Source organism: Aequorivita sp. CRS11 (assembly GCF_059693805.1).
Genome location: NZ_JCATIG010000008.1, coordinates 21,009 through 40,052, shown reverse-complemented (window position 1 = coordinate 40,052; position 19,044 = coordinate 21,009). Strand labels below are relative to the sequence as shown.

Annotated in this window: 17 protein-coding genes; 2 read left to right on the top strand and 15 right to left on the bottom strand. The window is 38.5% G+C overall.

Annotation, left to right across the window (positions count from 1 at the left end; all coding sequences use genetic code 11):
- Position 1: 1 nt before the first annotated feature.
- The gene (locus AC58DT_RS13505) at positions 2 to 982 is read left to right on the top strand and encodes a YpdA family putative bacillithiol disulfide reductase (protein WP_497217346.1); all 981 of its coding nucleotides are present in this window, start codon (positions 2 to 4) and stop codon (positions 980 to 982) included.
- Here AC58DT_RS13505 and AC58DT_RS13500 read toward each other — a convergent pair.
- From AC58DT_RS13500 to xrtF, 15 genes are all read right to left on the bottom strand, one after another.
- The gene (locus AC58DT_RS13500; protein WP_497217345.1) at positions 976 to 1,812 is read right to left on the bottom strand and encodes a zinc-dependent peptidase; all 837 of its coding nucleotides are present in this window, start codon (positions 1,810 to 1,812) and stop codon (positions 976 to 978) included. The two genes, AC58DT_RS13505 and AC58DT_RS13500, sit on opposite strands and share 7 nt — an antisense overlap.
- 138 nt (positions 1,813 to 1,950) lie before the next feature.
- Positions 1,951 to 3,408: a SusD/RagB family nutrient-binding outer membrane lipoprotein gene (locus tag AC58DT_RS13495; RefSeq protein WP_497217344.1), complete on the bottom strand. Its 1,458-nt coding sequence runs from the start codon at positions 3,406 to 3,408 to the stop codon at positions 1,951 to 1,953.
- An 11-nt stretch (positions 3,409 to 3,419) separates the two neighbouring features.
- Positions 3,420 to 6,629, bottom strand: coding sequence for a SusC/RagA family TonB-linked outer membrane protein (locus AC58DT_RS13490; RefSeq protein WP_497217343.1), 3,210 nt, complete (start codon positions 6,627 to 6,629; stop codon positions 3,420 to 3,422).
- Positions 6,630 to 7,015: 386 nt separating this feature from the next.
- Positions 7,016 to 7,549 carry a DUF8685 domain-containing protein gene (locus AC58DT_RS13485; RefSeq protein ID WP_497217342.1) on the bottom strand — a complete coding sequence of 178 codons (534 nt, stop codon included), beginning with the start codon at positions 7,547 to 7,549 and terminating at the stop codon, positions 7,016 to 7,018.
- 333 nt (positions 7,550 to 7,882) lie between these two features.
- Positions 7,883 to 8,203 (bottom strand): four-helix bundle copper-binding protein, encoded by a 321-nt coding sequence (locus tag AC58DT_RS13480; RefSeq protein ID WP_497217341.1) that lies wholly within the window; start codon positions 8,201 to 8,203, stop codon positions 7,883 to 7,885.
- Positions 8,204 to 8,281: 78 nt separating this feature from the next.
- On the bottom strand, positions 8,282 to 8,647 hold the full coding sequence (locus tag AC58DT_RS13475; RefSeq protein ID WP_497217340.1) for a heavy-metal-associated domain-containing protein: 366 nt from the start codon (positions 8,645 to 8,647) through the stop codon (positions 8,282 to 8,284).
- A gap of 23 nt (positions 8,648 to 8,670) precedes the next feature.
- On the bottom strand, positions 8,671 to 10,905 hold the full coding sequence (locus AC58DT_RS13470) for a TonB-dependent receptor (protein WP_497217339.1): 2,235 nt from the start codon (positions 10,903 to 10,905) through the stop codon (positions 8,671 to 8,673).
- 3 nt (positions 10,906 to 10,908) lie between these two features.
- Positions 10,909 to 13,419, bottom strand: a complete 2,511-nt coding sequence (locus AC58DT_RS13465) for a heavy metal translocating P-type ATPase (protein ID WP_497217338.1) — start codon at positions 13,417 to 13,419, stop codon at positions 10,909 to 10,911.
- Complete coding sequence (locus tag AC58DT_RS13460) at positions 13,416 to 13,892, bottom strand: DUF305 domain-containing protein (protein WP_497217337.1); 477 nt, start codon at positions 13,890 to 13,892, stop codon at positions 13,416 to 13,418. The genes AC58DT_RS13465 and AC58DT_RS13460 overlap by 4 nt, the downstream gene beginning before the upstream one ends.
- Before the next feature lie 21 nt (positions 13,893 to 13,913).
- Positions 13,914 to 16,193: a multicopper oxidase domain-containing protein gene (locus AC58DT_RS13455; RefSeq protein WP_497217336.1), complete on the bottom strand. Its 2,280-nt coding sequence runs from the start codon at positions 16,191 to 16,193 to the stop codon at positions 13,914 to 13,916.
- Between the two features lie 110 nt (positions 16,194 to 16,303).
- Positions 16,304 to 16,498: a hypothetical protein gene (locus AC58DT_RS13450; RefSeq protein ID WP_497217384.1), complete on the bottom strand. Its 195-nt coding sequence runs from the start codon at positions 16,496 to 16,498 to the stop codon at positions 16,304 to 16,306.
- Positions 16,456 to 16,728: an HYC_CC_PP family protein gene (locus tag AC58DT_RS13445; RefSeq protein ID WP_497217335.1), complete on the bottom strand. Its 273-nt coding sequence runs from the start codon at positions 16,726 to 16,728 to the stop codon at positions 16,456 to 16,458. The genes AC58DT_RS13450 and AC58DT_RS13445 overlap by 43 nt, the downstream gene beginning before the upstream one ends.
- A 55-nt stretch (positions 16,729 to 16,783) precedes the next feature.
- Positions 16,784 to 17,329, bottom strand: a complete 546-nt coding sequence (locus tag AC58DT_RS13440) for a DUF3347 domain-containing protein (protein ID WP_497217334.1) — start codon at positions 17,327 to 17,329, stop codon at positions 16,784 to 16,786.
- A 38-nt stretch (positions 17,330 to 17,367) separates the two neighbouring features.
- Complete coding sequence (locus tag AC58DT_RS13435; protein WP_497217333.1) at positions 17,368 to 17,802, bottom strand: exosortase F system-associated membrane protein; 435 nt, start codon at positions 17,800 to 17,802, stop codon at positions 17,368 to 17,370.
- On the bottom strand, positions 17,799 to 18,344 hold the full coding sequence (gene xrtF / locus AC58DT_RS13430; RefSeq protein ID WP_497217331.1) for an exosortase family protein XrtF: 546 nt from the start codon (positions 18,342 to 18,344) through the stop codon (positions 17,799 to 17,801). Before xrtF ends, AC58DT_RS13435 begins: the two co-directional genes overlap by 4 nt.
- 156 nt (positions 18,345 to 18,500) lie before the next feature.
- Here xrtF and AC58DT_RS13425 point away from each other — a divergent pair, with 156 nt between their 5' ends.
- Positions 18,501 to 18,956: a GAF domain-containing protein gene (locus tag AC58DT_RS13425; RefSeq protein ID WP_497217329.1), complete on the top strand. Its 456-nt coding sequence runs from the start codon at positions 18,501 to 18,503 to the stop codon at positions 18,954 to 18,956.
- Positions 18,957 to 19,044 lie beyond the last annotated feature (88 nt).

The following is a 19,044-nucleotide window of genomic DNA, read 5'->3' as shown; positions in this document are numbered from 1 at the left end:
AATGTCTATTGACAAAAAAACGAAAGACGTTCTAATAATTGGCGCGGGACCCATAGGCATAGCCTGTGCCCTTGAATGCAAAAAAATGAGCTTGGATTATGTTGTGGTAGAGAAAGGAGCGCTCACCAACTCAATTTACAATTATCCTTTGAATATGACCTTTTTTTCCACTTCGGAAAAATTAGAGATTGACAACATCCCTTTTATAAGCAACAATCCCAAGCCTAACAGAAATGAGGCTCTGGAATATTACCGAAGAGTTGCCACTTCAAATAATCTTCACATAAACCTATACGAAGAGATTATTACTGCCAAAAAAGAAAGTGAATACTTCAAAATTATTTCTGACAAAAGCACATATATCGCTAAAAACATTATCGTTAGCACTGGTTTTTATGACATTCCAAAAATGCTGAATGTCCCTGGAGAAGAATTGCCAAAAGTGATGCATTACTACAAAGAAGCACATCCTTTTGTAATGCAAAAAATAGTGGTGGTTGGGGCAAGCAACTCTGCTGTTGATGCGGCTTTGGAAATATGGCGAAAGGGCGGCGAAGTAACAATGGTAGTCAGAGGTTCTGAAATAGGTGAACGTGTAAAATATTGGGTAAAACCCGATATTGAAAACCGAATTAAGGAGGGTAGTATAAAAGCATATTTTAATTCTGAAATTGAAAAAATCACAAAATCGGAAGTTTTAATAAAGTCTTCCAAAGGACCCATTAGAATTAAGAACGACTTTGTGGTGGCGCTAACAGGCTATAAACCAAATTTTGCTTTTTTAAACCAATTGGGAATTAAGCTTAGTGATGATGGAAATTGCTATCCAACTTATAATTCCGAAACAATGGAAAGTAATATAAAAGGACTTTATCTGGCCGGAGTAATTTGCGGCGGAATGGAAACCCATAAATGGTTTATTGAGAATTCCAGAATACACGCAAAAATAATTTTGGAACACATTTCAAACAAAAATCAATAACCTGCAAAATTAAAATTCAGCATTTTTTTTGTGTGGAAGTATATTTTAGGAAAAATACGCTTGAAGTCTTGTGGAGATTCAAAAAAATATTCAGCCAACACAGCCATAAATTCATACTGATTGGTAAATGCGTAAGCACGAAAATACTCTGTTCTGTCTAATTGATCTTTTACCTCAGGCTTAGTTAATTGCCTTAGAATATTTTGAAATTGTTTTGCGAAACGAATTGAATCCAAGTCTCGGTTTTTTTTGGCCTCTAGTTGCATTGCGTGCATAAATTCATGAATTCCCACATTTAAATTATCATTACTTATAGCAAATCCTTCCTCAAAATCTTTCCATGATAGTACCAATGCCTTTTCTCTAGGATTAAATTCTCCTTTATGGTAGTTTTTGTTGACCGCGCTAAAAAACTCAGCGGGATAGATAAGTATGAAATCTATTAGGGAATAACTATAATTTCTTCTACCGAAACTAAGCATACAGCCAATTGCCGCCACCAGCACTTTCATATGGTCGGTAATGACCAAATCATCCCTTCCCACATATTTTTTTTCAGAAATAAATTGGGCTACTCTGTGTTGAAATTGCTTTTTATGTTTTTCAGAAAGTTTATTGTAAAAGATGAAATCCTTTTCCAGTATTTTTAATTTTGAATCGGAGAGTTTTTTATAAACAAAATAATGCCTGTAGAGTGGTTTGTCAAAATTTGCTGCATACCAATTTTCAAAAACCCTGAAAAGAAAAAATGCAAACCCAAGTAATACAACTGCATATGCATAAGGCGCGAGCCAAGGAGCATAGGCTTCAGATAGAAAAAATAATGACATAGTATAAATGGTAGCATTTAGGGATTATCATAAATATAACGCTTTTCAGGTATCAATATTTCTTTAAAAATAGATATAAAAAAATCCCCGGCATGAGCCGGGGATTTCTATTAAATAGAGTGTGTAATACACTATTTATTAAAAGTCAAAAGTATAAAACTTATCCCAGAAAAGTTGAGTCTCTGGAGCATCACCACCAATTGCAGAAGCAGCAGCTTCATAGTTTGCACCATTAAGAGTTTGCTCTACTACTGGATATGTATAACGAGTTGGGAACCCTGACTGAGCATCAGTTGGTTCGGTTAAGATTGGATAATCCAAACGGCGAACAGATAGATAACTAGCAAAAGTTCTATTGTAAAGTCCTAAATATGCTTGTACACCAACCACTTGTTTCCAAGCAGGAGTAGAAGTACTAGTGGCAAGTGCACTAGCGTAATCCACTTCTGGTTTTGCCAAATATGAAGCTACATCAGGAGCTCCCCAATAATCAAAAGAAGCTGTAATAGCAGCAGCATAATGAGTAGCAGCGTCTCCACCAACAGAATAACCTCTTGCAGCAGCTTCAGCCAATAAGAATCTAACTTCTACGTAAGAAAGTAAAACTCCAGGAGCTGTAGGATCTACTAAAGCATCTGCTACGTGGGAATAATCTGGGTAAGCAGAAATTTCACCAATTTGTCCTCCAATATACTCGCCGTCAACATCGGTGAAATATGATGGTCTTCTTGGGTCTTCTAAGTTATTCATTATATCAATTATAGTCACAGCAGCAACATAATCGTTACGTCCACTAAGGACTAAGTTGTCGTTCATAGGGTTATTGTTTGGAGCAGCAGCAGAATATTGGTAACTACCATTGTCTGCATTGCTTGTAAATACACCGCTAGAAAAAGCAGATTCAACCGTAGACTTTGACAAACCAGCATCTACATCTGAAAGCATAATACCCATTCTTAATTTCAAAGAGTTAGCAAACTTCTTCCATTGTGCAACATCACCACCATATATAAGGTCGGTTGACCCATCAAAGCTACCTACAGAAGTATTCATACTTCCGATAGCAGCATTCAAACGAGAAATCAAGTCTTTGTAGACAGTTAAACCATCGTCATATACAGGCAGAAGGTTATCAATATCCAATGCTTCAGAATAAGGAATATCTCCATAAGTTTCTACCAAATTACTAAATGCGTAAACATTTAATACCTCAATAATAGCCAATTTGTTAGGCTTAAGATTATTGGTAAGATCATTATCTGTTTCTGTAATAACTCTTGCAGATTCCTTAAGATCTTTTAAAACATCTCTGTAAATCTCTCTCCAATGGTTATCAGGAATAGCACGAGTTATTTGATCGTATTGACTCTCATCAGTATAAGTAGTCTCCTGCAATTGTTGCGTCCATAAACGTAAGTTGTTTAGGTTTACGTTAGGAGTAACAATTTGATCCGCAAGTTGCTTTTGGGCAGATGCGAACAAACTCTCACCACTAACCGTAGTAGGATCTTTTATATTTTGGTTCAGGTCCTCAAGGTTATCTGAACACGACACGGCAAATATAGCCGCAGTTAAAATTAAAATCAGTTTCTTCATTTTTCTATGTATTAAAATTGTGCTTTAATGTTAAACCCATAATCCTGGGTAGTTGGCAATGAACCTGTAACATATCCTTGAAGGTTACCAGAACTCAAACCTGCTTCTGGATCTGCGTAAGGTAAATTCTTATCAATAATCCACAAGTTAGATCCAGTAACACTGAAAGACAAACCAGTCATAAAAGTATTATCAAGGAACTTTGAAGGTAAATTATAAGTAAGTGAAACCTGACGAAGTTTTATGTAGCTTGCATCGTATACAAACTCAGCAGCAGGAAGTGCGGCATAACCAAAAGCACTAAATCCATTTGCATCAGTTCTAGTTGTGTTTGTAGAACCATCAGGGTTTACACCGGGGTTGATAAATCCACCACCTTCATCTAAAGGATTTCTAACAGGGTTACCAAGATCGTTTGTAAAGGCAGTATTGGCATAAATACCAGTAGCTTGACCATAGTATTGATCTAATGAGAATAGGCTTCCACCTTCTTGTATATCAATAAGGAAACTAAAAGAAAGATCCTTATAAGTCAAGGTATTCGAAATACCCATTAACCAATCTGGGTTTGTATCTCCAAGAATATTATTTGAAGTTGGAGTCTTAAGATATCTTCCGTTATCAGGATTTACAACTTTTTCACCATTTAAGTAAACATAGTCTTGACCATAGATTACTCCATAAGGCTCACCTTTTACAGCATTAATTGTAACACCTCCCTGAAAGCTACCTAACTGTAAGGTTTCAATACCGTCAGGTAACTCAACAACTTCGTTGTCATTTTGAGACCAGTTAACATTTAAGCCCCAGCTAAAATTATCAGTTTTAACAGGCATTGCATTTAAGGAAACCTCAATACCAGTGTTTTCAATTTCACCAGCGTTCAATAATTTTCCTGTATAACCAGTAGCAGCAGAAATTGGCACTGTTACAATTTGGTCAATAGAGTTTGACTTGTAGTAAGCCACATCAAAACCTAAACGGTTATTTGCAAAACGCATTTCTAAACCTGCTTCGTAACTTTTTGTAGTTTCAGGCTTAAGGTTTGGATTATTTGATACGTTTGGAATAGAAGTTCCTATATCATTATTAATCGTATAAGTATCAACCAATCTATCAAACGGAGCTCCGTTACCTACCTCAGCATAGTTCAAACGTAATTTACCAAAAGAAATAGCATTTACATTCAGCAATTTACTGAACACAAAACTTGTAGATACAGATGGGTAGTAGAATGCACTCTCATCCTCAGGCAATGTAGAGAAACGGTCTCTTCTGATGGTACCATCCAAGAATACAACATTTCCAAAACCAAAAGATGCACTTGCATAAACACCATCAACTCCAATTTTTTCAGCTCTTTCAACTGGATTTGGAAGCGGTGATGCACTGTTCTGCAATGAATATAAACCTGGAACTACCAATCCACCGGCTGTAGAAGATGTTATTGAATTAAATTCATTTCTACGAATATTTGTCCCTAAGATACCTGCAAAGCTGATGCTCTCAGAAAAATCGGCATCAAAATTAAACATCAAATCATAGTTTGTTTCTGTAGCGGTAATATCTCTTCTTAAATACCCTGAATCCACGTTTCCACGGGCTACACCAAATGAAGTTGCTACAGAACCAACTGCTCTGCGCTCTTCTTGGTTTTCATTATATGTATCTGTAGAAACTCTACCTGTTACATTTACCCATTCAGCTAACTCATAGTTTAGCTCAAAGTTACCAATAAAACGACTTCTTCCGTCATTTTGATAGTTCTCATATCGAGTCCAATATGGGTTATCCCAATATATCGGGGCTGCTCCAGGCTCAGAAGTACCTGGGTTCCAGCTTACGTTTCTGCGGGTTGCAAAATAAATATCTCTTTGCTGTTTAATATCTGTACTAACTGCCCACCATTGCTTAAAGTTACCTACAACGTTGTCGTTATAACCGGTAGAGTTACGACCCAAAGCATCAGTTTTAATATAGTTGGCAAATCCACTAGCTGTCAATTTTTCAGAAACATCATATGTTCCGCTAAAGATAAAGTTGTGTCTGTCTAAAGTACTATTTGGCAATAATCCAGATTGATCTAGTTTAGTATACGACAAACGGTATGAACCATTTTCAAGTCCATTTGAAATAGAAATGGAGTTGGTTAATGTAATAGGAGTTTCGAAGAATGTCAATGGCCCATTCTCAGCAGCTACGTACGGAGATTTTTTTAAGTAATTGGGCGACGAAGGATCAAATGAATCCCACTGATAGATAAACAAGTTAGGGTCAAATGCAGGACCGTAAGATGCATCATCAACATAGTTTTCTACTTGATCATCAATACCGTCTCCATTAATATCTTCAAAGGTGAAGTAATCACCATAACCAGGACCGTATTGATTTTGATACTCAGCAAATGTGCTCTTATCTACAAAACCAACAGTAGCATTAGAGTTAATAGTTACTCCTAAGCCTTTCGCTTTTTTACCTTTTTTGGTAGTAATGATAATTACACCGTTAGCAGCACGTGAACCGTAAAGTGCAGATGCAGCCGCACCTTTAAGCACGTTAATAGACTCAATATCGTCCGGGTTAATATCCGCAGCAGCATTACCATAATCGTAGTAATTACCCCTTGCCTGAGTTTGTGCAGCGTCGTTAGTATTTCTGTTACTAATTGGCACACCATCAACCACAAACAATGCTTGGTTATCACCAGTTAAAGAGGTGTTACCTCTAATAACTACGTTGGTAGAACCACCAAGGTTGTTGTTTCTTCTAATTTGAAGACCGGAAACTTTTCCTGAAAGTGCATTTGTAAAGTTGTTACCCTTTACTGTAGAGATATCTTCTCCTTCTACTTGCTGCGTTGAGTAACCCAATGATTGTTTTTCACGGGAAACACCAAGTGCAGTTACAACTACCTCGTCCAAAACTGAACCAGCCTGCATTGTAACGTCAATTTTATTTGAAGCCCCAACAGCAATCTCTTGGGTCTCAAAACCTACATAACTATAAACAAGCGTTTGTCCCACTGCAGCCTCAATGGTATAATTACCATCAAAGTCCGACTGCGTTCCGGTACTTGTACCCTTTATAATTATGTTAACTCCTGGAAGCGGCAGACCCGTGTCATCGGTCACCATTCCGGAAATTGTTTTTTCCTGTGCAAAAGCGAGCTGCACAACCAACACTAATAATAGTGTTAAAATTCCACTAAACTTTGTTTTCATTTTTTTGTTTGTTTGAATTAGCACTCCAAAAGTGCCAATAAAATCTTACAATTCCAACTTTTATAGGAAGTAGATTATGAAAATTTTATCAAAAAGTTATTTTAAAAACACTCTCACAACTTAATTTTTAACATAAAATTTTGCAAAGCGTTGATTTTCTTACGTTTTCGGAAGACTTCAAAAAAAGCGAATTAAAAAAAAGTGTTTGAAAATATTTTAAAATATTTTCAAACACTTTATGAACAATTGCCCCAATAATGCAAACTAAGGAGATTTACGGCATTTTAACACAATCTTTAAAATTGTAAAGATAATGTTAAACTAACATTTCAATTTATACTCAAAAAGATAGTGAATTTTCTATAGAAACCACAGATAAAAAAAGATTACTTACCAGCGCTTTCTCCTTTAAATTGTTGTGAATTATTCTTAAACAAAACATTAAACGTAGTTAAGCTACCATAGCACCGTGTTATGTATTGCTGCAAATCTATTTTATCCTGTTCGGCCAATTCTTTACTAGAATTGATTTTTTGTTCCATAACTCGCAATCTATCGCGAAGCATTACAATTTTGTGAAAAAAAGTATCGATAGGAATTTCCTTTGAAGCTAAATTTGAATCAGCGGGCTTTAAGACCATGCTTCCGCCTTTCCATTTGTCGGCTAATGGCACTAGTTCACTGAAGCCGTTCCATTTTTTTAAAATATCGCGAAGGCTTTTTTCTACTTCGTAAAAACTTACGGTGTCCACCTCGTCCTCGGCGGCATCAATGATCTCAAAATCCTCGTCTGTGGAGATTGTTTCAAGGCCGTTTTCAATAAAGGTTACCCAATACATTTTTGCGGTAACATTTGTTACCACTCCCTTTCCGTATTTGGGGTGGTTTATCCGGGAACCTATTCCTAAAATTTGTTTCATTTTAATAATAATTTAGTGAGTAAAAATATATAAAATGATTTATCTACTAAAAAGACGAACACTGTATTTCTAAAAATAAAAAACCATCCAAATTCTAAATCTGGATGGTTTCTCGGGTCAAAATGTGACCGACCAAAAACTACTTCTTTTTAGGAGCAGCTTGTGGAGCCTTTTTGTTATCCTGCTTTTTAGCCTGTGGGCTTTTTGCGGGTTGCGGCTTCTTGCTTTGCTGTTGTTGTGGCATAACACTTACTTTTTTTGAATTAACACCATAAAATTAAAAGGAGCCACTGTTAAATTATTCTCTTCTTAGCTAAATTTAACAGCCAAATTTTATGCTAAGTAAGCACGGCACTCTTCGGCACATTTTCTGCAAGCCTCAGCGCAATCTTGACAATGTTTTGCTTTGTGTTGTGAGCATTCCTTTGCACAGGCCTCGCATACTTTAGCACAATATTTAACTAGATCTTCTATGTCTTTATAGTTGGTAGCCAAAAGTTGGTTTAGGGTACTACAAACTTCCGCGCAAACCCTATCGGTGCGTATGCAGTTTACCATCATTTTTACATTTTCTTCATCTAGACATGCATCTGCGCAATAATTACAGTGAGTGATGCAATTGCCCAAAGCGTGGATAAGTTTTTCGTTTTTCATAATTTAAATTTTTATGAAATCAAATTACCAAATTCACACCAACTTCATTATTAAGAAAATTATAAAATCCTCCTAAAATTATTCACCACCCTGTTTGTGATCGTCAATTACTTGCTGGTCACGGTATCTGCAGCACGGATCAATCTTTTCATAAACTTCGTCTTTTGCCTTTATGTCTTGTGTATCGTGCCCTGTATCTGCAATGCTTTGTTGAATTTTGGTCAAATCGGTTTTTCCCTCGTTATAAATAAGGTCCAACTGGTGTGTTTCCACATTCCAATTAGCCGATTTCACACCTTTGGCCTGAATTGAAGCCTTTTCAATGCGCTCCTTGCACATACCGCAAACGCCGTCAACCTCAATAGTGGCTCTCGCATTTTTGTTTTGCGCGAAACCCGTTACTCCTATAAAGAGTATTCCTAAAATTGCAATTATTTTCTTCATCTTTCTGTTTTTAAAATTTATATTTAATTAATACTATATCTTAAACCTGCATAATACGAACTGCCAAAGATGGGCCCGTAAACGTAGGTAGTGTCAAAAGTTGTTCCAAAGGGATTGTCGGTTCCCACAATTGGATTTTCCTGCGTAACATTTGTAATATTTTCGCCACCCACATAGATTTCAAAATTAGGGGAAAAAACTTTAGTAATCTGCGCATTCAGTGTGGAAACTGAAGGCGAGAATTCAGAAAGACCTATAGTGTTCAAATAGCTTTCTGTGGAAGCAAAGCGCTGCTCGCCCAAATAGTTGAAGGTAGCGTCAAATTTCCAATTGGCTCCTTTTGCACTTTGATGGGTTTGATAGGAAGCATTTGCAAAAAAACGATGGCTTGGCGTTAAAGGAGTCTGCTTTTTTCCGCTTAAATAAGTTGTTTCCACATCGTAATATTTATATGCCAATCGCACATCAAAATGGGTGAACGGATTGTAGTTGAATTCTGCCTGGAAATTATTCGAAAAACTTTCTCCTTCCAAATTATAAAAATTAATTTCCGAAGGATTTTCCCAGTCCACCACAATTTGATTTACAAAATCGGTTCTGTAAAAATCAAAAGTTACATCTCCTTTTCTATTGAAAAGATTGAAACCCTGCATATAGGAAACTCCGTAATTCCAGGCAATCTCCGGATCCAATCCATAAATTTCTCCACCATTACCCAAAATATTCAAGCTACGTGAAGTAGCAAAAAGCTGTTGGTTTTCGGTGAAAATATTGGCACTTCGTTTTCCCCTTCCGGCAGAAATACGAAAAGCAGATTTTTCCCAAGGCGTATAACGCAAATGAAAACGCGGCGTAATAAACGCACCCAATCTATTGTGAATATCGCCACGGATACCAGCAGTAAAATTAAGATCGCCCAAATTGTCAAAATTATATTCAAAAAAAGCTCCAACGGAATTCTCCACCCTGTTATAATTTTCGGTCAAAACCAATTCGTCATACCCATCATAGGTTGCGCTCAACCCTGTTTTTATCTTGTGCCGCGAATCGCTTATTATTGTATTGTAAAGGAAATTCCCGTATAAACTATTGTGCTGAATGTTGTAATTATTTAACCCAAAATAGGATTCTTGGTCATGATGGCTGTATGCCAGCTGCAAGCCGCCCGTACGCCAGGGAATATCTGGATTCACATATCCAAATTTCCCCGACACATCAAACCGCTGGGTTTTTATTTCGCTTCCCCACGCGTTTGTTGTTCCGCGATCGGTGTCAGGATTGAAAAATGTTTGGCCCGTCTGCTTTTCATCATTTAAATACCGAACATTGAAAAACCCAACATAACCGTTTTCAGTATCGGTATATTGCCAGCGGTTCATCACATTTACTTGCTGCATCAGCGGTGCATCGAGAAAGGAATCATCGTTTTTATCAAACTCTGTTTCCCGCAAATTTCCGTGAATATACAGCCCCGTGCTCCAACGATCAGTAACTTTTGTGTTAAGATGTGTATTTAACTCAAAACGGCCATTTCCTGCACCGTATGCGTTTACGAAAAGTTTATCGTCCGTAGTTGGTTTTTGCAGTTCGGCGTTAATCTGCCCGGCAATGCTCTCAAAACCATTTGTAACACTTCCCGCACCTTTGGTTATTTGGATGCTTTCAACCCAAGTACCCGGAATAAAACTCAAACCGTATGCTTGTGAAGCCCCGCGAATGCTCGGAACGTTTTCAGTTGTAATCAAAATGTACGGACTGGTAAGCCCAAGCATTTTAATCTGTCGCGTTCCAGAAATGGCATCGGCAAAATTCACGTCGATGGATGGATTGGTTTCAAAACTTTCCGCCAAATTACAGCACGCGGCTTTCAAAAGTTCGGCACTGCTTACGTTCAGTGTATTTGTAGCTTGGATGAAGGAACGCGAAGTGGCCTTCTGCCGTGCGGTAACCGTAACTTCATCCAGATTGGCAGTGGAAGTAAGTGAATGTGTTATCCTTTTGGCAAAATTCACTGAAATAGTATCGGTTTTATAACCCACAAAACTGATGACCAGTTTCTTGTATTCGGGTTTATAATTCAGTTCAAAATTACCGTCAAAATCAGTAACGGCCCCAACTTGGGTGTTCAGCCAATAAACGTTTGCCCCGCCAAGCGGCACTTCTTCGTTATTGATATTTTCAGTAATGGTTCCCGTTATTTTTTCCTGTGAAAAAACGCAGAGTGGAAATATAAAAAGTATGTATAATAGATTTTTCATTGTTTAATCAATTTTTGCGGCTCGCAACCGAAGCGCATTAGTAATTACCGAAACAGAGCTAAAACTCATTGCCAGCGCTGCAATCATTGGTGATAATAATATTCCGAAAAACGGATAGAGCACTCCAGCGGCAATCGGCACGCCGAGTGTGTTGTAAATCAAAGCGAAAAACAGGTTTTGTTTAATGTTTCCCATTACTTTTTCGCTTAGATGAAAAGCTTTCACAATTCCGTGCAAATCGCCTTTTACCAGTGTTATTCCGGCGCTTTCAATCGCCACATCCGTTCCAGTTCCCATCGCAATACCCACATCACTTTTTGCCAAAGCGGGTGCATCGTTAATTCCGTCGCCGGCCATTGCAACTTTTTTGTCTTCGGCTTGCAGTTTTTCAACTACTTCCAGTTTATTCTGCGGAAGCATTTCGGCTTTAAAATCTTTGAGGTTTAATTCCGAGGCAACGGCTTTTGCAGTGTCGTGATTATCGCCTGTAAGCATTATAACCTGAATTCCTTTTTCTTGAAGTTCGGCAATTGCTTTTTTACTGGTTTCCTTTATTTTATCAGCAATCACAACATAACCCACCACTTTCCCATCTACGGAAAGCATCGGCACGGTTTTGCCTTTTTGCTGTTCTTCTGAAATTTCTTTTTGAATTGCTTCGGAAATATTTGCGCCAGCATCCTCCATCATCTTTTCGTTCCCGAGCGTTATCTTTTTGCCGTTGATAATTCCTGTAACACCTTTCCCCGTAACCGCATTGAAATCGGTAGTTTTTAAAACTTCGGAATTCTTTTCTTTCCCGTATTTAACAGTAGCATCGGCCAGTGGATGTTCGCTGTTTTGATTGAGCGAAACAATATATTGAAGCACTTTTTCTTCCGAAAAATCTTCTGTCGCACCCACTTTTTCCACCGAAGGTTTTCCTTCGGTAATGGTTCCGGTTTTGTCAATAATCAAAACATCAATTTTATTCAAGGTTTCGAGCGCTTCGGCATTTTTGATAAGTACTCCGTTTTGGGCGCCCTTACCTACTCCAACCATTACGGACATTGGCGTGGCAAGACCCAAGGCACACGGACAAGCAATTATCAAAACCGCAATTGCATTCACCAATGCGTACACATATTGTGGTTCGGGACCGAAAATGGCCCACACGATAAAGGTTATAATCGAAATCATAACAACGATTGGCACAAACCAACCCGAAATTTTATCTGCCAGTTTTTGGATGGGCGCACGGCTTCTGCTGGCTTTGTTTACCATTTCGATTATTTGCGAAAGCAGGGTATCGCTACCTACTTTTTCGGCTTTCATTACGAAGGTTTGTTTCCCGTTGATGGTTCCCGAACTTACTTTGTCGCCCTCGGTTTTTGAAACGGGCACGGGCTCACCCGTAATCATCGATTCATCTATGGAGCTTTCGCCTTCAAGAATGCTGCCGTCCACGGGGATTTTCTCGCCCGGTTTTACGCGGAGTTTATCGCCTACTTCAATTTTATCGATTGCGATGGTTTCCTCTTTTCCGTCGACAATCCGAACAGCTTTATTGGGCGCCAATTTCAGCAATTCCTTTACTGCGGAATTGGTTCGGTTATGAGCGCGGGCTTCCAAAACCTGACCCATTAAAACCAAGGTTAGTATTACCGTTGCTGCTTCAAAATAAACATGTACCGTTCCCATTTCGGTTTTGAATTGCGCGGGGAAAAAATCTGGAAACAGCATCCCGAAAACACTGAAAATCCAAGCTACTCCAGCACCAATCCCGATGAGGGTAAACATATTGAGATTCCAGGTTTTGATGGAACGATAGGCGCGTTCAAAAAACATCCAAGTGGCGTAAAAAACCACAGGAATTGAAAGACCGAATTGAACCCAGTTCCAATATTTCATTGGCATTAAATCGTACAATGGATTGTTGGGAATCATTTCGGACATTGCGATTATGAAAATGGGAAGCGTAAAGGCTACGGCAATCCAAAACTTTTTCAGCAACTTTTTATAGGATTTGTTTTCGGCGGATTCGTCGGCTTCCTTTGGCACCAAATCCATTCCGCAGATTGGGCACGAACCCGGTTCGTCACGAATTACTTCGGGATGCATTGGGCAGGTGTATTCCGTTGCCGAGTTTGTTGAAGTTTTTGCCTCTTCTACCAAATCCATTCCGCAAACGGGGCAATCACCGGGTTTGTCATAGGTTTTTTCACCTTCGCAATGCATAGGACAATAGAAAGTACCAGAACTGCTTTGGTTGGCTCGTTTCTCTTCCTTTTTCTTTTTATGCTTTTGCGCGGCTTCGGCATCGTCGGGAAGGGAAATACTATACCTTCCACCGTCGTCTTCCAAAGCTTTTTCAAAAACGTTCAATGAAATGTGTTTTTCCATTTCAATAACCGCTTCAGCTTTTTCAAGATTTACCGATGCCTTGGAAACACCTTCAATTTCACTTAAAGTATTTTCCACATGGCCTCGGCAGCCGTTGCAGGTCATTCCGTGTATTTTGTATGTGTGTGTCATTTTTGTTTTTCAAGACGATTAATCATTTCTTTCATCTCTCTAATTTCCTTGCGCTGTGCTTCAATAATATCATTAGCCAGTTTTTTTACTTCGGGGTCTTGGATATCCACTCTTTCACTCGTTAAAATAGCGATGGAATGATGCGGAATCATTGCTTTCATCCACAAAACATCTCCAATTGGTTTCTGTGCCCGAACCAAGAAAAGCGCGCTGCCAAATAGGAGCATGCTTCCCAACAGAATTGCCGTATTCTTTTTTCGGTTTTTGTACATTTTCTTCATAAAGAAAAACATGATTAAAGCCATAGCAGATATGCCCAAACACGTCATATAAAAACGGGTGAAGCTGAAATAGACATGGTCTATTTCATACGTATTTAAATACATCGCTATATACATTGCCACAAAAGATGCCGCAAGCATTAAAACGAATTTTGTGTAAGGATTTCCGTGAGTGTTTTTATTATTTTCCATAATTCTTAATTTATAAGGTTATTAAAAACGAATAGATAGGCCACCTCCCGCACCAAAACGATTGTCGTAACTGGCCATTAATGAAAAGTTCTTTGAAAGAAAATATTCAAGACCTGCATTCCAAGTCAGTTCATCGCCGTAATTAATTCCTGTGGGCAGATCGTCCACCAAACCGAAATCGGCTTGGTATTCAATCATTCCAAAGGCAAGGGTTCGGGGAAAAATCATGATTTCCCGCTCCAGCCCAATTTGGGGGCGCAGCTTATTGTCTATCCGTACATCCAAATTAAATAAATAAGGTGTTAAATACCGAATTCCGGCAATAGCCGTGGTTTCAATTTCATCTAAGCTATCTTCGGTTTCGTTTTCTACATTTACGGCTCCAAAAACGCGCAGGTAATCGTGCAAATAGCGCTCATAGGTTACCTCAGCCTCCAGGTTTTGGTTCCAACCATACTCTGCCATTACATTGAATTGGTTTCGCAAGTTGGAAGAAGTGAGATTCAATTCAGCCATATGCGAAGCCACATCTGCAGTTCCCCATGTATAAAAATGATTGGCCTCATTCATGATTTTTGAAACAGGATATTCCTCCATTCTTGGGTCTCTTGGCGTTTCATAACTAAACACGCGCGCCATTCCGCCCATCATATGGTAAAGCACGTGGCAATGGAAAAACCAATCGCCGTAAGCATCGCCGTAAAACTCAATGGTCACCTCTTCCATTGGCGGAACGTTTACCGTGTGTTTTAAAGGGGAATATTCGCCGTTTTTATTGATTACCCTGAAAAAGTGCCCGTGAAGATGCATTGGGTGGTGCATCATCGTGAGGTTATTCAAAGTAATCCTTGTTACCTCGTTCCCCTTAATTTTGATGTTATCCGTTTCCGAAAGCGGCACGCCGTTCATACTCCAAATGTAGCGGTTCATATTTCCGGTTAGGTTCAACAGAATTTCGGTTACTGGGGTATCTTTGGAATAACTGGTTTTTTCGGGTGATTTTAAATAATCATAGGTATATTCTGAATTCATCCCCATCCCTTCCATTTGCATCGGCTCATTTTTCATATCCATTTTGGAATGATCCATCTTTGAATGGTCTATTTTCATTGAATCTTTTGGCATTTCCATTTTGGAATGATCCATTTTTGAGTGGTCCATTTCCATCCCGTCCATTTCCATTCCGTATTCCTCCTTCATTTCAAAACGCTCATCTTTTTTAGGCTGAAATTTTAAAGCGTGGGCGCCCATTTTCATCTTCATTTTAGCCATTTCCTGCATCATTGCAATTTTATCAGGTTTTTCAACTATAGGTGCTGGCAGAGTTTCTCCTTTGCCCAAATAAGCAAAAGTAGTTCCCGAACCATCCTGTGCCATGGCTCTATATTCAAGTTTTCCACTTTGTGGGATGGTTACAATAAAATCATAGGTTTCGGCAATTGCGATAAAGGTTTTGTTCCTTTTTACGGGAGTTACATCAAGTCCGTCTGCTGAAATTAAGAGCGGTGATTCACCACCAAAAGTCATCCAAAATTGTGTAGAGGCTGAACCATTGATAATTCGCAATCTAACCTTTTCACCAGGTTTAAAGTTCGGATATTCCGCCAGCTGTTTACCGTTAATCAAAAAAGCAGAGTAATAAATATCGGCAATGTCGGCACCTTCCATTCGCTGTCTCCAAAAATCGATCTGGGCGCCTAACGCACCGCGACCAATTACTTGGTTTAACGGCGTTGAAGTTCCTTTTTTAATCTCATACCATTCACTGCCACGCTTTAATGTGCGCATTACATCTTTCGGCTTTTCATTGGTCCAGTCTGATAGCATAAGCACCAATTCCTTATCGTAATCCAAGGCTTTCTCTTTTGGCTGAATTACAATGGAACCAAAAACACCGCTCTGCTCTTGTAGCATGGTATGCGAATGGTACCAATAGGTTCCGGAATGGTTGATAGGAAAATTATAGGTGAAAGTTGTCCCCGCTTTTATTGGCGGCGTAGTCAAATAAGGCACTCCGTCCTGAAAATTTGGCAACAATATTCCGTGCCAATGGATGGAGGTTTCCACGTCCATTTTATTGATTACATGGATTATTGCCTGCTCTCCTTCCGTAAATTCAAGGGTCGGCCCGGGAATGCTTCCGTTTACGGTCATTCCCATAACCTCTTTGCCCGTGATATTTACAGTTTGTTGTTCAATGGTTAATGTATATTCACGAACGGGTCTTTCTTCTTCCTGTGAGTAGGAATAATTCAGAAAAACCAAATTCAGGAATACGGTTAAAATAAGTTTGTATTTCATTTTTTAAGATTTGATTGAATATGAGTACTTGCTCCGTAGAAAGTTGGAGTTTTAATCATGAGATGTCCGCCGGAGTTTAGTCGAAGCCAAAACCGAAGGACGGGTATTAATCAAATCAGAAAAGTCTCGTACAGAATATTAAAATCCCGTTCGAGAGGTGGCGGATTGTAATCCGCAAAGAAGGTTTTTTCTGCGGAAGCTATTTCAACTTCCTGCAATACAAATACCGAAACGAATGTTGCTACAAAGGTTTTGTTTAATTTTAAATCGAACGAGGCTTTTGCAAAATTATCGTCAGTCTGTATTTTGGTAAAATGGTTTTTACAGCAATCGTGGCTTTCCTTTCGGGAGCAACACTTTCATCACCACAATCCGAAACGAGGGCATTTTCATCCATTCCGCAGGAAAGATGTTTTTCACCCAAGGTAACCTCAGCCATCATTTCCATCCCGCTGCAGAAGTGCTGCGCATAGGCTATCCCTGAACTGCTGGCGAGTATCAGTATGGAAAGAAATATGGAAATGGTTTTTTTCATGCTTTCGCAAAAATACAAAAAAGCCTCCCAAATAAAATGGAAGGCTTTGTTAAAGTTATTTTACCTCGGAATCGACCCTTCCGCATTTCAGCATTTTATCGCCAAAATATGGGTTTAAAATATCTTTGCTGCTGCTTATCCAATAGGCGCCTTTATTGTTGAAGGCCATTGGGCAATACTGCTTGTAAAGCGTCCCGGATTTTAAACTTCCCTGTAGCATCTTTTCAATACTACCACTTAAAGTTTCAAAATTTTGTCTTTGAACACCAATATCTTCGGAAGCTGCCATTGCTGCTACTGCGGTTTGTGTTTCTTCATCTGCTTCTGAATCTTTAAGAAGCGCTTCAAGTTTTGAAGATTCTGTAGCCGTTTTAGCGGCATCTGTATTTACCAAAGCTGCTTCAACCTGCAAATATTGATCAAAAATAGCCTCTACTTTTGGATCATTAAATTCTGCTTCTACTTTAGCAATTTCATATGTTTTTGGCTCTGCATTGTCAACCGTTACAACTTCTGGCTCGTTTTGTTTTGCGGTTTCTTTACAAGAAGTAATTGCAAATGCTGCAAACGCAAAAAAGAAGATAAAAGAATTTTTTTTCATTTTAAAAGTCTATTTAGTGATGCAAAGGTATTAAAAAATCAGCGCGATTTGTATTTCTGAAAGTAAAAAGCGGGGAGCAAAATAAGTAGTAACAATGGCTGGATTAAAAATCTTCTTACATAAAACAGAACAAAATGCCCGCCAGATTCTTCCGAAGTAAAAATTATAAAACTGAATGCCATAAAAAGTATTGAAAAAAGAAAACTGTAAAGTATAAGAGAAAGTTTGATAATTTGTCTATCCTTAAAAACCAACCATAGTATTGCCAAAGAAATGATCGTATTCAGCAAAAACCGTAATGCAATTCCTGTCTGCAGTGCAAAAGTGTCCATTTCCGGTAACGACATTGATTTGTAATCTATTTCAAAAAAATGAAGCAATGGGTCGTAGAAAAGTATATCTTCAAAAGCGCGAATCAACACCAGAAAACTTGCGAGAATTATAACGCCAAATATTTTTAGAATCCTTTTCATTTAGCCGAATTCGGTTTCAGCATCCGCACCCAAATCATCCATAAAATAAAAACCATACTATAAATAATACCTGGAAAAACCACGGAATGCAACACATTTTCATACTGTGGATATTTATAAAGCGATACAGTAAGTATCGCAATGCGAAGTAAATTCACAATGTAAATCAATACCACTCCAGCAAAAAGAAACAGCAGGGTTTTTTTGAAATCTTCAGCAAAAGCGACAATAAAAGCTACAAACAAAATGATAATACTAATGGAATTGCAACCCTCCACAATATTTACGGTGTATTTGCTGTCAATGGTCAGCAACATTCCCTGATCTATGGAATCGGGCATTAAAATTGAATTATACCCGAATGCGCCCAATATCGCACTGCTCTGTTTCGCAACAAGGTTCGTTATAAAATCAGGAAAGTAACTTCCGTTTTCCGAAGCTTTCAAATACAATCCATACACTACGCTCATTAAAAGATATGTACCCATGAAAAGCACCACAAAGCGAATGACGGTTTTGTATTTTTTAAAAAGTTCCTTCAAAAAGTTAAAGTTTGATATTGTTTTTCCTGCAAATTAACCCACATTCGGAAATCATAATTTTCAGCGCTAGTATTTAACAAAAATACAGGAATTGTTTTTGGTGTTTGTAACGGTTTTGAAATACTTTTGCCAAAGCAATCAACATATACAAACCTAATGCCTTTTACACACTTAAAACCAAAAGTAACAACAATACTCGCAAACGCGAACGAGAGTGCCGAACAACGCTTAAAAGAAATTTGCGAACTGCTTCAATCCTCCGTAGGCTATTATGACTGGGTTGGATTCTATTTTGCAAACGAAGCAGAAAAAACACTTCATCTAAAAGCTTTTGCTGGCGAACCTACGGACCATACGGTCATTCCCTTCGGAAAAGGGATTTGCGGACAGGTTGCTGTAAGCAACAAAAACTTTGTGGTGCCAGACGTAAAGGCCCAGGACAACTACATTGCGTGCAGCATTACCGTGAAATCTGAAATCGTAATCCCGCTTTTTAAGAATGGAAAGAATATTGGACAGATTGATATCGATTCGCACGTGGAAGATCCATTTTCTGTCGAAGACGAACAGTTTTTGGAATGGGTAAACGAAGAAGTTGCGCTGATACTATAATTATCTGATAAGAATTTTAGGCGCCACTTCTTCTTAAATTCCAAATTACAAGCTCCAAATTTCAAAGCAAACAATAAATCTATTTGGG

Coding starts and splice junctions, on each gene's coding strand:
- AC58DT_RS13500 (WP_497217345.1), bottom strand. CDS start 1,812: ATGTCATTATTTTTTCTATCTGAAGCCTATGCTCCTTGGCTCGCGCCT.
- AC58DT_RS13460 (WP_497217337.1), bottom strand. CDS start 13,892: ATGGAAAATAATAAAAACACTCACGGAAATCCTTACACAAAATTCGTT.
- AC58DT_RS13445 (WP_497217335.1), bottom strand. CDS start 16,728: ATGAAAAAAACCATTTCCATATTTCTTTCCATACTGATACTCGCCAGC.
- AC58DT_RS13495 (WP_497217344.1), bottom strand. CDS start 3,408: ATGAAGAAACTGATTTTAATTTTAACTGCGGCTATATTTGCCGTGTCG.
- AC58DT_RS13490 (WP_497217343.1), bottom strand. CDS start 6,629: ATGAAAACAAAGTTTAGTGGAATTTTAACACTATTATTAGTGTTGGTT.
- AC58DT_RS13465 (WP_497217338.1), bottom strand. CDS start 13,419: ATGACACACACATACAAAATACACGGAATGACCTGCAACGGCTGCCGA.
- AC58DT_RS13480 (WP_497217341.1), bottom strand. CDS start 8,203: ATGAAAAACGAAAAACTTATCCACGCTTTGGGCAATTGCATCACTCAC.
- AC58DT_RS13505 (WP_497217346.1), top strand. CDS start 2: ATGTCTATTGACAAAAAAACGAAAGACGTTCTAATAATTGGCGCGGGA.
- AC58DT_RS13425 (WP_497217329.1), top strand. CDS start 18,501: ATGCCTTTTACACACTTAAAACCAAAAGTAACAACAATACTCGCAAAC.
- AC58DT_RS13440 (WP_497217334.1), bottom strand. CDS start 17,329: ATGAAAAAAAATTCTTTTATCTTCTTTTTTGCGTTTGCAGCATTTGCA.
- AC58DT_RS13485 (WP_497217342.1), bottom strand. CDS start 7,549: ATGAAACAAATTTTAGGAATAGGTTCCCGGATAAACCACCCCAAATAC.
- AC58DT_RS13435 (WP_497217333.1), bottom strand. CDS start 17,802: ATGAAAAGGATTCTAAAAATATTTGGCGTTATAATTCTCGCAAGTTTT.
- AC58DT_RS13470 (WP_497217339.1), bottom strand. CDS start 10,905: ATGAAAAATCTATTATACATACTTTTTATATTTCCACTCTGCGTTTTT.
- AC58DT_RS13455 (WP_497217336.1), bottom strand. CDS start 16,193: ATGAAATACAAACTTATTTTAACCGTATTCCTGAATTTGGTTTTTCTG.
- AC58DT_RS13475 (WP_497217340.1), bottom strand. CDS start 8,647: ATGAAGAAAATAATTGCAATTTTAGGAATACTCTTTATAGGAGTAACG.